A 15,216-nucleotide genomic window follows, 5' to 3' on the forward strand; every position below is an offset into this window, starting at 1 on the left:
TGGTCTTCATGGTGTCCTCCAGCGCGTTCTTCGTGTTCATCCGTGCGCCCGCGGGCGGCGAGCAGCCCTACAGGATATGCCGGGCTCGTCGATTGCGCAAGCACTGCATCCGTGCCCGTCGCCGGCGGGCGTGCATCGGCCACTACTGTGGAGAACGCCTCATGGCGAGCGCGAAGGGAGTGGTGTGCGCACAGTCTCCCTCGTGCTGCGCCGTTCACGCGCCCGGGCCGCCCTCCTCGCCGTGTGCGCGCTCGTCGTGCTCCTGGGCGCGGCAGGGTCCACGGTGATCGCCGGCGGGCTGCTCGCTCGCGCCGAGGCCGGCGTTGTGTCGGTGCTGGGGGCGAACGACGACTCCACGCGGTTCGACGTCGTCGCGACCGGGGTCGATCCCGATGACCGCGCCCGGGTCGGGGCAATCATCGACAAGGCGCTCGCGCGCCTGGGAACGCTCGCGACCCGGGTGGACGAGACGAGCGCGGACACGGGAGGAGACCAGTCGAGCGTCACGCGATCGGTGCGCCCGAGCGCGCAGGCGCTCAGCGTCCCCGGCGCGACCGCCCTCTCCGAGCGACTCGATCGGGTCGTCGCGTCGCTGCAGCCGGATGCGGTGGAGGGTACTCAGCTGACGACGTCAGGCGGGCTGCCCGACCTGCTTCACCAGATCCGGCGCGGGATGCTCGCCGAATGGTCTGTCGCCCCGATTCCCCTCGCCCTCGTGCTCGTGTTCGCTCTGATCGCTCTCGTGCAGGTCGCCTCGCTCCTCGTCGAGGCCCGGCGCAGCGAAACCGCCCTGCTCAGCGGCCGCGGTGCGACGCCCGTGGATCTGGCGGCGCTCGGGCTCGTCGAAGGCCTCGTGGTCGGCGCCCCCGCCGCCGTCTGCGGTTGGGCGATCGGGGTCGCTGCGGCGGGGCCGGCGGCCCTGTCGAGCTGGCCGCTCGCCGGCGTCACGGCCGCTCTCTGCGCGCTCGCGCTGAGCGTCACGGCGGCGCTCGCCGGGCGCCGGACGGGCATGGCCCGGCGCAGCGCTGCGCCTGCGGCCCTCGTGATCGGCACCGTCCTCCTGGTCATCGTCGCCGTCACCACCACCGGCCAGCTCATCCGCAACGGCGCCATCAATGGCGATTCGATCGACCTGATCGCCCTCTGCTCCCCGGTCGTGCTGCTCGTCTCAGGGGCCCTGCTCGCCGTGCTGGTCTTCCGGCCACTCGCCGGATGGTACGCCGCTTTCGCGGCTCGTCGACGTGGGTTCTCCCCGTCGTTCGGCGCCCGCCAACTCGCCCGCCGCACCACCGTGATGCCCGTCGCCGTGCTGAGCATCGCCTTGGCGACCGGGGCGGCCGTCTTCGCTGCCGGCTACTCCGCGACCTGGACAGCCGACGCGAGCGCGCGAGCCGACCGAGGGAACGGAGCGGACGTGAGGGTGCGCTTGGCCGACCTGCCCGACGGTTCCGACAGCACGTCCATCTCTCCAGCCGAGGCGGTCCAGCGTGTCGCGTCGATCACCGGCGTGAGCGATGCCGCACCGTTGTCGACCGCATCCCTCCGTATCGGTTCGGATCCCGCCGACCTCGTCGCCATAGCCGGCTCGCGCGTCGCGGCGATCATGAGTCCGGTCGGCGGCACCGTCGATCCGGCGGCCATCGGGCGAGCCATCACGACGGCGGCGCCCGGACTCGCCCTGCCCCCCGGCGCCGCGGTGGTCAGCCTCGACGTGGGCATCACGGCGCCGGCCGATCAGGCTCGCGGCAGCGTGATCGCCACCATCCGACTGGCGGATGCCGATGGCGCGCTGGTCTCCGTGCCGGCCGGGTCGCTGGCCGTGGATTCGGGGAGAGGATCGCTGTCCGCCACGGTTCCGTCGCATACCGGTGCATGGCGGTTGCTCGCCATCGACGTCGAACTCCGCGATGCGAACGGTGCGTCGGGCATCGCCGCGTCCGTTCGATCGGCGTCCGCCGACGGAACCCCGCTGGCCGTGCCCAGCGGCCCGGTCGACCTGTCGTCGTTGAATGCGTCCGGTCGCGTGATGGCTAAGGTCGACGGGTCGCCCGTACCCGCCGTCGTCTCCCGAGCGCTCGCCGATTCCTCGGGCCTCAAGATCGGCGACCCCCTGCCGATCAGCTTCGACGACGCCGTGCGCTCCACCACGGTAAAGGTCGCCGGCATCGTCGCCGTCGTGCCGGGCAGCAGTATGGACGCAGCACTCGTCGCCGACCTTCCCAGTCTCGACGACGCCCTCCTGCGCGGCAACGACACGGCGAGCCCCACCGACGAGGTCTGGGCGAGCGCGGGCGATCCGGCGTCCGCAGCCACGGCCGCACGCGCGGCGATCCCCGACGCGCAGGTCAGCATCGCGGAGCCGAACGGCGCCACGAGGCTCGCGGGCGCCGCGATCGGCGCTCTGTGGATCGGCTTCGCGGTATCCGCCGTTCTCGCCCTGGTGTCCGTCGTCGCGGTCGCCATCACCCTGACGATGACACGCCGAGAGGAGTCCGCCGTGCTGCGCGCGCTCGGCGTCGGAGCGCGCGAACAATCGCGCTCGAGAGGGCTCGAACTCGCGCTGCTGGTGGTGCTCTCCATCCTCCTCGGCGTCATCAGTGGGCTGGCCGCGGTCTTCGCCGCCGCCGGCCCGCTCGCGCGAGGAGCGGTGGTCGCGGCGCCCCTCCCCGTACCGCTGGCTCCTGACGTCGATGCGCTCGCCCTGACCGCTGCCGTACTCGGCCTGGCCGTCGGTCTGGGAGTCGTCGTGTCGGGCTACACGCTCGCGGTGCGATCCGGCGCGACGACGGCGCTGGTGAGAGGGGAACGGTGATGGCTCGACGATCCACCAGCACCGGCTCATTGCTCGGCCGTCACCTCGCGGCCCACCCCGCCGGCGCCGTCACGCTCGCCGTGCTCGTCATCGTGCTCAGCGCCGTGGCAACGGCGGCGCCCCGCGCGGTCGCCGCCATGGACTCGTCGGCCGTGCAGCAGCAACTCAGCGCCCTCACGCCCGCTCAGCGCGACCTGGTGAGCTCCGTCGTGGGCGTGCCCGAGAAGGGCGGCTCGGCATCCCCGCGACTCGAGCCGGCGAGCGATGCCGTCTGGGGGCAGTTCGACGACGCCGTGATGCGGATGCGGGCGGAGTACCCGCAGCCGTTGCGCTCATCGACAGGCGAGCCCGACTACCTGCTGGCCGTCGATCCACTCGACATCACCTACCTCGGGACCGGGCATCACACCCGGATCTCGCTCGGATTCGACCCGCGCAGCGAGCACCACGTGCGCTACGTCGAAGGAACCGCGCCCGGCGCCTACACCGGGGACGTGCTGGATGTCGCCCTCGATTCCGCGAACGCCGACGCGCTGGAGTGGGCAGTCGGTGAGACCCGCACCTTCTCGCAGGGCACGGGGACGGTGACCATGCGGCTGACGGGCTTGTTCGCTCCGCGCCACGGCACAGACGACTATTTCTCGCACGCACCGCTGCTGCTGAGGCCGTCCATCGAGCAGCAGGGCCTCGGCCCGCCCATCTACACGGGCACGGCGCTCGTCGACCCCAGCGCGGTCGAGTTCATCGGCACGCTTCCCGTCGCCCCTCGGTTGCAGATCTGGTTCCCGCTGGACGTGTCGACCGTCACAGCCGACAGCGGCGACGAGTTGCTCACCCAGCTGCGAGAAGTGGAACGCACACCGCCCACGATCAGCATCGTGCGCCCGGGCTTCTGGGGCTCAGACGTGACATTCCGGGCGCCAGCCGCCGACGCGCTCGAGCAGGCTCTCGGTGCACGAGCGGCCTCCGACGCGGTCATCGTGATGATGGCGGCCGGGCCGTTCGGCGTGATGATCGCGGTTCTGGCCCTCGGCTGCCGGGTCGTCGCACGACGTCGGGCGGATGCGCTGCGCCTGCTCGGAGCCCGCGGTGTCTCTCCCGCCGGTCGCGCGAGCCTGCTCGCCCTCGAGGGTGTCGTCATCGCGCTGCCCGCCAGCGTCCTCGGCTCCGTCATCGGCCTCTTCGTCACCCCGGGCGGCTGGAGCGCAGGCCTCATCGTCGTGCCACTCGCGTTCGCAGCCATCACGGCGCTGCTCCTGACGACCTCGCTGCGCGCCACGGAGGGCACCGCTCGCGCCGACCTCTCGCCGGCGGCGGGTGACCGGTGGCGCGTCGCTCTCGAGCTCACCGTCGTCGTGCTGGCGATCCTCGGCACACTCGCCCTGCTCCAGCGGGGCGTGAGCGGCGGCATCGATCCCCTGCTGGTCGCGGTGCCCCTCCTTCTCGCCGGGGCGGCATGCGTGATCGCCCTGCGCCTTTATCCGTTGCCGCTTCAGGCGCTGGCCAACCGCGCTCGCGGGAGGGCGGGCCTCGGAGGGTTCCTCGGACCGAGTCGAGCGCTGCGCGACCGTGCGATCGGCCTGGCGCCGGTGTTCGCGCTGCTCGTGGGCACCGCCGTGGCCGTCTCCTCCGGCGTGCTCCTGACCTCGGTTCAGAACGGTGTCACGGCCGCGGCCCAGACGGCGGTCGGCGCGGACATGCGCGTCTCGGGTACGGGCGTCGGCGCCGACCAGTTGCGTCGAATCGCCGCGATACCCGGTGTGGCCGAGACCGCTGCCGCATCCGGCAACATCGACGGCATCATCGACAACGACGGTCGACGTACCAACATCGCCGTGGTGTGGGTCGATCCGGGCGAGCTCGCGCAGGTTCAGCGCGGATCGGCGGGGGCGATCCCGGTCGGCGGTCTGGACGGCGGCTCCCCGGGCGGGATTCCCGTGCTCGTCTCACCGTCCGTGGCGAGCGCGATGGCGGGAAGCTCGAGCACGCGCGTCAACGGCGAGAAGGTCCGGGTCGTCGGGACGGTGGCAGCCCCGAACGCGCTGACCGACCGCTCGGGCGTCGTCATCGTCGCACAGAGGAACGCGGATGCCCTCGCGGATGCCGAGGCCGACCCGCGTACGGTCCTCATCCGTCTGGAGCCCGGCGCACGCATCCCCGACGTGAGCCGCGCGGTGACGGCGGTGACGGGAACGGATGCGACGGTCGAGTCGGCGAAGGCGGCCGCGGCCGAGCGCGCGGCCCTGCCCGTCGCCGCCGGACTGCAGGCCGCACTGACGGCGGCCATCGCGCTGAGCGGGGTGCTCGGAGGGATCACCCTCGTGATGACACTCGTGCTCGGCGCACCGGCGCGCGCGCGGACGGTGACCCTCCTGCGGATGCTGGGCGCGCGTCGCGGGGAGGAGAGCGCCCTGGTGGCCTGGGAACTCGGTCCGCCGGTCGTGGCGGCCGTAGTCGTCGGCGTCGCACTGGGCATCGCGTTGCCCACCGTCGTGCTCAGCGGCGTCGACCTGCGCGCCTTCACCGGCGGGAGCATCCAGCCCGCGCTGAGCATCGATCCCGTCGCGACCGCGGTGCTCGTGATCGGGTTCCTGGCGGCCACAGCACTGTTCACCGCCGTCGCACTCGTCGCATCGCGCACCGCGCGGGCGTCGAGCATCCTGCGTTCGGTCCCGGAAGGATGAAGACATGAGCGACGCCGAGATCGTCTGCACCGACCTGGTGCGCATCTTCACGGCCCAAGGGGTCGAGGTACAGGCCCTGCAAGGACTCAATCTGCGCGTGGAGTCGGGAGGGCTGGTCGCCCTCGTCGGGGCGTCGGGCTCGGGGAAGTCGACCCTCCTCGGCATCCTCTCGGGCCTGGATGCACCGACCGCCGGCACCGCTCGGGTGGCCGGGCACGACCTCGTCGCGATGAGGCGTCGCGAGCGGGTGGGCTTCCAGCGCAGCAGCGTCGGCTTCATCTGGCAGCAGACCGCCCGCAACCTGCTGCCCTATCTCGACGCAGCGGGCAACGTCGCGGCGGCGCTCGCGGTCGCGGGACTCAGGAAGGGCCGCGACGAGCGCGTCCACGAGGTGCTCTCGGCGCTCGACGTCGATCACCTGGCCGACCGCCGGCCCGCGCAGCTGTCGGGCGGCCAGCAACAGCGGGTCGCCATCGCCGTGGCCATCGCCAATCGGCCGCGCGTGCTGCTCGCGGACGAGCCGACCGGTGAGCTGGACGACGCCACCTCCGCCGCCGTGCTCGAGGCGATGCGCAGCGTCAACGAGCGGCTCGGGGTGACCACGCTCATCGTGACGCACGACGCATCCGTCTCGGAGCACGTCGCCCGCACGGTGCAGATCCGCGACGGGCGCACGTCGACCGAGGTGCTGCGCAGTCGCCGCACCGACGAGGAGGGTCGCGAGCACGCGACCGCCGAGGAGTTCGCCGTGCTCGACCGCGTGGGCCGCCTGCAGCTGCCGCAGGACTTCGTCGCCGCCCTGTCGCTGCGCGATCGGGTGCGGCTCGCCCTCGAGGACGACCACGTCGGGGTCTGGCCCGAGGCGACGGATGCGGCACCCACCGGAGAGGACCCGTCATGACCCCGGCACTGCTCGCCACCGACCTGATGCGCGTCTACGCGTCGCCCGGGGGTGACGTCCGCGCCTGCGACGGGGTGTCCGTCGAGGCTCACGCCGGTGAACTGCTCGTCGTACGCGGATCGTCGGGCGCGGGCAAGACCACCCTGCTCAACCTTCTCGGCGGCCTCGATCGGCCGGACTCCGGCGAGATATGGATCGACGGCGTGGCCATCGGCGGCCTCGACGACGACGCCCTCGCGACGCTCCGGCGCGGCGGACTGGCCTACATCTTCCAGAGCTTCGGCCTCATCCCCGTGCTCACGGCGGAGGAGAACGTCGAGGTGCCACTGCGGCTGGAGCGCACCGATCCGATCGAGCGCGATCGACGGGTCGCCGAGGCGCTCGAGCTGGTCGGCCTGTCCGATCATGCGAAACAGCGACCGGGAGAGCTCTCGGGCGGCCAGCAGCAACGGGTCGGCATCGCGCGCGCCCTGGTCACGAATCCGCGCATCCTGCTGGCCGACGAGCCCACGGCCCAGCTCGACAGTGGAACCGCCGCGACCATCATGGACCTCATCGCGTCACTGGTGCGCGAGCGCGGGATCGCCGCGGTGGTGTCCACCCACGACCCGGTCCTGGTCGCTCGAGCCGATCGCGTGCTCGAACTCCACGACGGTCGCATCATCCGTTCGGCGCACGCCCACGCGACCGACCAGTCGATCGAAGCCGACGACGCACCCGAGTCGGACTCGGAGGTCGGTCAGCAACGCGGCCGGCACCGGAGCGTCGACTGACGCCGCGGGCTCACACGGTGAGCGGCCGGTGCAGGCGCTCGGCGGCGAGGCGTTCGGCCGCCTCGAGGGTGGTGATGCCGGAGGCCTCGGCATCCGCGAACACCCGCGTCACGGTGTCGGCGATGCCATCGACACGACGCGCGATGCCGTCGAGATCGGCGTCCGGTCGCGACGCCGCGTCGAGATAGATCACGCCGCCGGCATTCACGACGAAGTCGGGTGCCCATAAGATGCCGCGCCCCGCCAGCAGGCGAGCGCCCGTGCGGTCGGCGAGCTGGTTGTTCGCCGCGCCGACGACCGCCTTCACGCGCAGGCCGGCGATCGTGGCCGAGGTGAGCACCCCGCCCAGACCGCAGGGCACCAGGAGATCGGCCTGCGTGGTCAGGGCCTCGTCCGGCGCCACCCACGCGGCGCCCAACTGATCTGCGAGCGCTCGCCTCGCCCCGTTCACGTCAGCGACGGTCAGCCGAGCCCCCGCTGCGGAGAGAGCACGAGCCACGCGGGAGCCGACATTGCCCAGCCCGGAGATGACGATGTGACGTCCCTCCGCGTCGTCCGTGCCGTCGAGACGTTGCAGGGTGGAACGGATGGCGGCCAGGACACCCTCCGCCGTGGCGTCCGCCGGCTCTCCGACGCCGCCCTGCTCGGGCGGGAGACCGCAGACATGCGCGGTCCGCAGGGCGACCACGGCCATCAGTTCGGCGCTCGTGCCGACGTCCTCGGCGGTCATGTAACTGCCGCCGAGGCTTTCTACCGCGTCTCCGAGGTCGAGCATCGCGGCACTGCGGCCCTCCTCGGTGAGGGTTGTTCCGCGGGGGATGACGATGACGGCCTTGCCGCCTCCGCGCGAGAGGCCGGCTGCCGCGTTCTTGAGCGTCATCGCGGCGGAGAGACGAAGGGCGTCGGCGAGGCCGTCCTGCCAGTCGTCGTACGCCCAGAGGCGGGCGCCGCCGAGAGCCTGACCCAGGACGGTGGAGTGCACCGCCACGATGATGACCAGACCGGATCGGGCGCCGGTGACCACGAGCACCCGCTCATGGTCGAAGTCGGGAAGTTCGATGCGCTGGGCGTCGTGGGGCTGGTGTGCTGCGGATGCGAACGCGGGCATTACGAGAGTCATCGTCGAGTCTCCTGAGTGTGCTGCCTCGTGGGCAGATCGGTGCGGCGCGGGGTGTGCGCCTCTCTCAGGGTACCCGCCGGAGACGCCGTCTAGGCAGCGACGGCACGGCGGGACTCGTCAGTGGAAGAAGTGCCGCTCGCCGGTGAGGTACATGGTCACTCCCGCCGCATCCGCCGCCGCGATGACCTCGGCGTCGCGGATGGATCCTCCGGGCTGCACGATCGCGCGTACGCCGCCCGCGATGAGGATCTCGGGCCCGTCGGCGAAGGGGAAGAAGGCGTCGGATGCCGCGACCGAGCCAGCGGCGCGCTGACCCGCGCGCTCGACGGCGAGCTTGCAGGAGTCGACCCGATTGACCTGTCCCATGCCGACACCGACGGATGCGCCTCCGGCGGCGAGCAGGATCGCGTTGGACTTGACCGAACGACAAGCCGTCCAGGCGAACTCGAGGTCGGCGCGCGTGGCCTCGTCGGCAGCGGGTCCGGCCACGAGCGTCCACTCGTCGAATGGCGCGAACCGGGCGTCGGTCTGCTGCAGCAGGAGGCCACCGGAGATCTGCTTGAGCTCGACGCCCGTCGGCTCGAAGTCGGCGGGCAGGCGCAGCAGTCGGATGTTCTTCTTGGCCTGGAGGAGTTCCAGGGCCTCGGCGTCGAAGTCGGGCGCGACCAGCACCTCGGTGAAGATGCCGGCGACCGTCTCGGCCATCGCCCGCGTCACCGTGCGGTTCGCTGCGATCACTCCCCCGTAGGCCGACACCGGATCGCACGCGTGGGCTCGCTCGTGCGCGGACGCGATCGGGTCGCGGTCGTCGTCGCCCGCGATGGCGATGCCGCAGGGATTGGCGTGCTTGATGATCGCGACCGCGGGCACGGCGAAGTCGTAGGCCGCGCGCACGGCGGCATCCGCATCGACGAAGTTGTTGTACGACATCTCCTTGCCGTGCAACTGCTCGGCCTGCGCGATCCCGCGCCCGCGCGTGCTGCTGTAGAGCGCGGCGGCCTGGTGCGAGTTCTCGCCGTAGCGCAGAGCCTGCTCGCGCGTCCACGCCTCGCCGATCCAGCCGGGGAACGGATCGCCGTCCGGCGCGACGGCGGCTCCGAGCCACGAGGCGACGGCGACGTCGTATGCGGCGGTGTGACGGAACGCCTCGAGCGCGAGGGACTGCCGCTGCTCGAGGGTGGTGCCCCCGGACACGACGGCGTCGGCGATCTGCGGGTAGCGGGAGGGGTCGATCACGATGGCCACGTTGCCGTGGTTCTTGGCCGAGGCGCGCACCATCGCCGGGCCGCCGATGTCGATCTGCTCGACGGTGTCGAGGTTGGTCGCGCCGGACGCGACGGTGGCTGCGAACGGATAGAGGTTGACGACGACGAGCTCGAACGGCGCGATGCCGAGCTCCAGAAGCTCCGCCTCGTGGTGTTCGAGGCGCAGGTCGGCGAGCAGGCCCGCGTGGATGGCGGGATGCAGGGTCTTCACCCGGCCGTCGAGCGCCTCGGCGAAGCCCGTGACACTCGCGACATCCGTCACGTCGAAACCGGCGTCGCGGATGGTCGCCGCGGTAGTCCCGGTCGAGACGAGTTCGACGCCCTGGCCGGCGAGCGCCGCGGCCAGTTCGACGAGACCCGTCTTGTCGCTCACCGAGAGCAGCGCGCGGCGGATGGGCACCCGGTCGCGTTCGCGATACAGGCTGTTGTCGTGGCGGGGACCGCTCATGATCGGGAGAGCTCCTCGAGGCTGATGTGGGCGTTGGCGATGTCGAGGACGGTCTGGATGAGCAGGCGCCGCTCGACCGGTTTGATGCGCTCGTGCAGGGTGGTCTCGGTGTCTCCGGGGTGCACGGCCACCCGCTCCTGCACGATCACCGGGCCGCCGTCGACGCTGTTGTCCACGACGATGACGCTCGCACCGGTGAGGTCGACCCCCGCGGCAAGGGCGTCGCGCACTCCGTGGGCGCCCGGGAACTCGGGTAGGTAGGCCGGATGCGTGTTGATCATGGCCGGGCTGAGGGCCGCGACGACGCGCGGCGGGAAGATGCGCATGAAGCCGCTGAGGATGACGAGGTCGGCATCCCACGCACGGATCTGCTCGAGCATCGCATCGCCCCAGGTCACGCGGTCGGCGAAGGCCGTGTAGGTGACGGTGAAGGTCGGGATGCCGTACTCCTCGCCGAGCGCGAGACCGTCGGCGTCGCGATCGGCTCCGATGGCCACGACGCGGGCGGGGAACTCGGCGTCGCGCGAGGCGTCCAGGAGCGCACGCAGATTAGATCCCCCTCCGGAGATCAGCACGACGAGCGAGAGCACTCCCCGAGCCTACCGGCTGAGGGTGGCGGCCTCCGACGGCAGCGACGTCCTCCGCTGGGGTTCCGGATCCTCATCCGCCCACCGGCCTCGCAGTCCCGCGAGCACCGCGAGCAGCGCGGCGGGGACGCCCACCTCGACGGCGGCGAGAGCCCCGGTGACCCACGGATCGGGCCCCACCTGCGCCAGACGACCGGGTCCGACGGCCCCACCCGAGAACCAGGCGAGCACCCCCAGTGCGATTCCCGCCATGGCACCCGCTCCGAGACCTGTCGCGAGACGGGCCATCGTCGATGACCCGTCGGGCAGGCGTCGACCGGCCACCCATCCGCCCGCCGCTCCCAGCAGCACGGGCACCACGAGACCGAGCCATCCGACGCTCGCCGCACCGTGCGGGAGGGCGCCGAACAGCGGCAGGCCGGGCAACGTGCCGATGGTGGTTCCCGCGGGTGAGACCGCGGTGCCGACACCGAGCGCGAATCCCGGGCCGATCAGCCAGGAGGCGGCCCAGACGATGACGTTGGGAAGCAGCGCGAGTTGAAGGACGGTGATCGCGGCGCCGCCGATCGCCCCGGCGTGCAGGGTCTCGTACAGGCTCGTGATGGTCGAGTAGTTCGTGACCAGCGCGATGGTCACGAGCACGGAGGCAGCGGCGATGATGCCGGAGACCGCGACTGTCGCTCCGCGGGCGGCAGCCGCCACACCGGAGCGGAGTCCGGCGGGCCATCGCGCGATCAGGCGCCGGATGGTGCGCGCCGTTCCGTCCTGTTGGGCCGCCGGCAGTCGGGAGGACTCCCACTCGGAACCGATGATCGCCGCCGCGGCGTAGAGGAGCACCGGCAGGAGGAGTCCCTGCACCCGCGACGGACGGGCGATGACGTCCCCCGCGCTGAAGAGCACGACAGCGGTGAGTGCTGCGAACACGATGACCGCGACGAGGATGCCCACCATCCGCGACCCGCTGATCGCCGCCCGTCGGCCCACCCGCACGCCGAACACGGCCGTCAGCGTCCCGAAGCCGAGCAGGGCGATGGTGATGAAGAAGGGCTGCTCCGCTCCCGGCAGTCCGGTGCCGGCGGCCAGAGTGCTCGGAAGGGTCACCAGCACGTCCACGCCATGTCCCAGCAGCCACACGTCGGCGGCCGCGCGCCAGAAGCCGATCCAGTCCACACCCATGCCGAGACTGACGCCCCAGACGACGGTGAGGGCGACGGTGGGGATGGCGAGCCCGACGGCGACGGCGATGAACGCCTCGAGAGCGGCGAGCAGTGCTGTCGTTGTGCGGTTCATCCGACTCGCAGCCTAACCGCCGCGACGCTCAGGTCAGCCGACGACGACCGGGGTGTCCTCCTCCGCCTCCTCCGGCACCACGATGACCGGACGCTGGAGCAGTTCGCTCACGCCGAGGAGGACGAGCGCGATCACAGCCGTCCAGACGATCTCCGCGGGAGTGAGCGGTCGCACGAACAGGATGACGGCCGCGGCGATGACGCCGATCGCCACCCGCACCAGCACGCGCTGCCGGTAGAGCCACGCGCCGAACCGGCCGGTGGTCACGCCGCGGGCATCCCCCGTACGGCGAAGCGCTGATACCCAGCCGCCGTAGACGGAACGCAGCGCGACGGGAACCCGGTAGGAGGAGCTGAGCCAGGTGACGACGGCGACCGTGATCGCGAGGACCGCCACGGCGAGGATGGTCGCGTCGACGAACCGCACCACCGCGTCGTAGATGGAGCCCGCGGCATCCGTCGGCATCACGAGCGGCGAGAGCGAGGCGATGAAGATGATCCGGCCGATCCGCAGCCCGCTTCCGAGCAGGATCATGATGATCGCGAGCGAGATCGAGGTGGCGAGCAGTGCGATGAGCCTTCGTCTGGCCACGAGCACTCCGGCGACGAGGAAGGCCAGAGACACCCACGGCAGCCAGGCACCGGCGGCGACGCCGAGGCCGTAGGCGGTCTGCAGCGTGGCGGCGCGATCCGACTGGGCCACCACGATGGTCTTGTCGATGGCCGGGAGGTTCTGCGCGAACGTGAGTCCGTTGTTCACGAGGGCCGTCTTGACCTGCGCGATGATGGGCCCGAGCTCGATGCCGATCTCGCCGTTTTTGCTGATCGACACGGCGGCATTCGGATCGCCCGCGAGGGTGGCGTTGAGCTGCCCATGCGTGATGCGCAGGGTCTGAGCGAAGGTGTCGGAGAACGCCTGCGATTTCACGAACTTGTTCACCGTGTTGTCGATGAGGGAATTGATCCCGGACACCGCCGGCTTCCGCAGGAGCTTGAGGGCGTTGGACGCCGCAGGCGGCAGGCCCAGGCTGTCGATGCCGTCGAACACCTGATCGGTGATGCCCTCGACATCGAGGTTCGCGTCGATCGTCGTGACGATCTCGTCCGCGACGTACGCCTGTACGGCCGGATCGTCGGCCAGTGGCGCGAACGTCGCCACGAACCGGTCGGTGTCGGTCAACTCGTTGGCCGCCCAGTTGGCGACCACCGCGGCCGGGGCGAGGACGAGTCCGATCACGATGAGGCAGACCGAGAGCACGGTCCACCAGCGGCTCCGACGACCGCTCGTCGCGACGACATGCTCTTCGATCGCGTCGGCGACCTCGAGCCGCGTCACGCTGCGCAGCTCGTCCACCTCGACGCGCAGCTCGGCGTTCTCGCTCGCCAGCACCGAGAGCTGATCCTGCTGCTCGAGGCGGAGGGCCGCGTTCTCGGCGGCGAGGCGGTCGATCTCATCCTGCAGCTGCGCCGCTGTCATCCGTGCCATGCTCGCCCCCTCCGTGTCCACAGGGTAGCGAACGGAGGTGCGGCACGTCGCGTTTCTTTACGGCATCGCGATGCCGTGACGCTGACGCGAAGAAGGGGCCCGTCGTGACGAACAGGCCCCTTCTTCTCAGTGCATGATCTTCTCAGCGCACCATCTCCTCAGAGCGTCAGAGTGCGGCGAGCACCTCGCGCATGAGGCGCGCGGTCTCGCTCGGCGTCTTGCCGACCTTCACGCCCGCGGCCTCGAGGGCCTCCTTCTTGGCCTGCGCGGTCCCCGCGGAACCCGACACGATGGCCCCGGCGTGGCCCATGGTCTTGCCCTCGGGCGCGGTGAAACCTGCGACGTAGCCGACGACGGGCTTGGTCACGTTCGCCTTGATGAAGTCGGCCGCGCGCTCCTCGGCGTCACCGCCGATCTCGCCGATCATGACGATCGCCTTCGTCTCGGGGTCGGCCTCGAACGCCGCGAGCGCGTCGATGTGGGTCGTGCCGATGATGGGGTCTCCACCGATGCCGATGGCCGTCGAGAAACCGAGGTCGCGCAGCTCGTACATCATCTGGTAGGTCAGCGTCCCCGACTTGGAGACCAGGCCGATCGGGCCCTTGCCGGTGATCGTGGCGGGCGTGATGCCGACCAAGGACTCACCGGGGGTGATGATGCCGGGGCAGTTCGGGCCGATGATGCGGGTCTTGTCGCCCTTCGACTTCGCCAGCGCCCAGAACTCGGCCGAGTCCTGCACCGGGACGCCCTCGGTGATGATGACGAGCAGAGGGATCTCGGCCTCGATGGCCTCGACGACGGCGTCCTTGGTGAACGCCGGCGGCACGAACGCGATGGAGACGTCGGCCCCGGTCGCCTCGATCGCCTCGGCGACGGTGGCGAACACGGGCAGCTCGACGTCGCCGTGGGTGACGGTGGTACCGGCCTTGCGGGCGTTGACGCCGCCGACGACCTGAGTGCCTGCCTTGAGCATGAGCGCCGTGTGCTTGGTGCCCTCGCCGCCGGTGATGCCCTGCACGATGACCTTGGAGTCCTTGTTGAGGAAGATCGACATTTCTTGAATCCTGTCCTTGGTCCGTGGCCTACGCGGCGGCGTTCGCGAGTTCGGCGGCCTTGTCGGCGCCCTCGTCCATGGTGGCGGCGAGGGTGACGAGCGGGTGGTTGTAGTCGTTGAGGATGCGGCGGCCTTCTTCGACGTTGTTGCCGTCGAGGCGCACGACCAGTGGCTTGTTGGCGCTGTCGCCCAGCGTGTCGAGGGCTCCGACGATGCCGTTCGCCACGGCGTCGCAGGCCGTGATGCCGCCGAAGACGTTGACGAAGACGCTCTTGACCTGCTCGTCGCCGAGGATCACGTCGAGGCCCGCTGCCATGACGGCGGCGGATGCTCCGCCTCCGATGTCGAGGAAGTTGGCTGGCTTGACGCCACCGTGCGCCTCGCCGGCGTAGGCGACCACGTCGAGTGTCGACATGACCAGCCCGGCACCGTTTCCGATGATGCCGACCTGACCGTCGAGCTTGACGTAGTTGAGGTCTGCGGCCTTGGCCTTGGCCTCGAGCGGGTCGGCGGCGGCCTTGTCCTCGAGGGCCTCGTGGTCGGGGTGCCGGAAGTCGGCGTTCTCGTCGAGCGAGACCTTGCCGTCGAGGGCGATGATCTCGCCCTCCTCCGTGAGCACGAGCGGGTTGACCTCGACGAGCGTGGCGTCCTCGCCGGTGTACACGTCGTACAGCTTCACGAACACCGGTGCGACCTTGTCGACGAGTTCTGCGGGGAACTTGGCCGCCACGGCGACCTCCTTGGCGGTCGCCAGGTCCAGCCCGGCTCCGGGGTCGACCTCGACGCGGGCGAGCGCC

At 71.1% G+C, this 15,216-nt stretch carries 11 protein-coding genes; 4 read left to right on the forward strand and 7 right to left on the reverse strand.

The features are described from left to right. The first annotated feature begins 184 nt into the window (after nucleotides 1-184). The 4 genes from E6C70_RS07260 to E6C70_RS07275 are packed head-to-tail and all read left to right on the forward strand — an operon-like array spanning nucleotide 185 to nucleotide 7,170. A complete protein-coding gene (locus tag E6C70_RS07260) occupies nucleotides 185-2,812 on the forward strand; it encodes an ADOP family protein (RefSeq protein WP_168770872.1) in 2,628 nt (875 codons plus the stop codon). Continuing rightward, nucleotides 2,812-5,496: an FtsX-like permease family protein gene (locus tag E6C70_RS07265; protein WP_136423620.1), complete on the forward strand. Its 2,685-nt coding sequence runs from the start codon at nucleotides 2,812-2,814 to the stop codon at nucleotides 5,494-5,496. Before E6C70_RS07260 ends, E6C70_RS07265 begins: the two co-directional genes overlap by 1 nt. 4 nt (nucleotides 5,497-5,500) lie before the next feature. Next, a complete protein-coding gene (locus E6C70_RS07270) occupies nucleotides 5,501-6,397 on the forward strand; it encodes an ABC transporter ATP-binding protein (RefSeq protein WP_136423622.1) in 897 nt (298 codons plus the stop codon). Further along, entirely contained in the window at nucleotides 6,394-7,170 is a 777-nt protein-coding gene (locus E6C70_RS07275; protein WP_136423624.1) for an ABC transporter ATP-binding protein, read from the forward strand. Before E6C70_RS07270 ends, E6C70_RS07275 begins: the two co-directional genes overlap by 4 nt. A 10-nt stretch (nucleotides 7,171-7,180) precedes the next feature. Here E6C70_RS07275 and E6C70_RS07280 read toward each other — a convergent pair whose 3' ends face one another. The 7 genes from E6C70_RS07280 to E6C70_RS07310 all read right to left on the reverse strand — a co-directional run. Continuing rightward, nucleotides 7,181-8,290, reverse strand: coding sequence for a Glu/Leu/Phe/Val dehydrogenase family protein (locus tag E6C70_RS07280; protein WP_235833311.1), 1,110 nt, complete (start codon nucleotides 8,288-8,290; stop codon nucleotides 7,181-7,183). A 117-nt stretch (nucleotides 8,291-8,407) separates the two neighbouring features. Next, on the reverse strand, nucleotides 8,408-10,003 hold the full coding sequence (gene purH, locus E6C70_RS07285; RefSeq protein WP_136423626.1) for a bifunctional phosphoribosylaminoimidazolecarboxamide formyltransferase/IMP cyclohydrolase: 1,596 nt from the start codon (nucleotides 10,001-10,003) through the stop codon (nucleotides 8,408-8,410). Further along, nucleotides 10,000-10,593: a phosphoribosylglycinamide formyltransferase gene (gene purN / locus E6C70_RS07290; protein WP_136423627.1), complete on the reverse strand. Its 594-nt coding sequence runs from the start codon at nucleotides 10,591-10,593 to the stop codon at nucleotides 10,000-10,002. Before purN ends, purH begins: the two co-directional genes overlap by 4 nt. Nucleotides 10,594-10,602: 9 nt before the next feature. Then, on the reverse strand, nucleotides 10,603-11,880 hold the full coding sequence (locus E6C70_RS07295) for a cell division protein PerM (RefSeq protein WP_136423629.1): 1,278 nt from the start codon (nucleotides 11,878-11,880) through the stop codon (nucleotides 10,603-10,605). Between the two features lie 33 nt (nucleotides 11,881-11,913). Continuing rightward, entirely contained in the window at nucleotides 11,914-13,365 is a 1,452-nt protein-coding gene (locus tag E6C70_RS07300) for a hypothetical protein (protein ID WP_136423631.1), read from the reverse strand. 166 nt (nucleotides 13,366-13,531) lie between these two features. Next, nucleotides 13,532-14,419 (reverse strand): succinate--CoA ligase subunit alpha, encoded by an 888-nt coding sequence (sucD, locus tag E6C70_RS07305; protein ID WP_136423633.1) that lies wholly within the window; start codon nucleotides 14,417-14,419, stop codon nucleotides 13,532-13,534. Between the two features lie 28 nt (nucleotides 14,420-14,447). Continuing rightward, the coding region (locus E6C70_RS07310) for an ATP-grasp domain-containing protein (protein ID WP_136423635.1) at nucleotides 14,448-15,216 on the reverse strand (769 nt) is incomplete at its 5' end.

Origin of the sequence: Orlajensenia flava, assembly GCF_004801905.1 — a bacterium.
Taxonomy (GTDB): domain Bacteria; phylum Actinomycetota; class Actinomycetes; order Actinomycetales; family Microbacteriaceae; genus Orlajensenia; species Orlajensenia flava.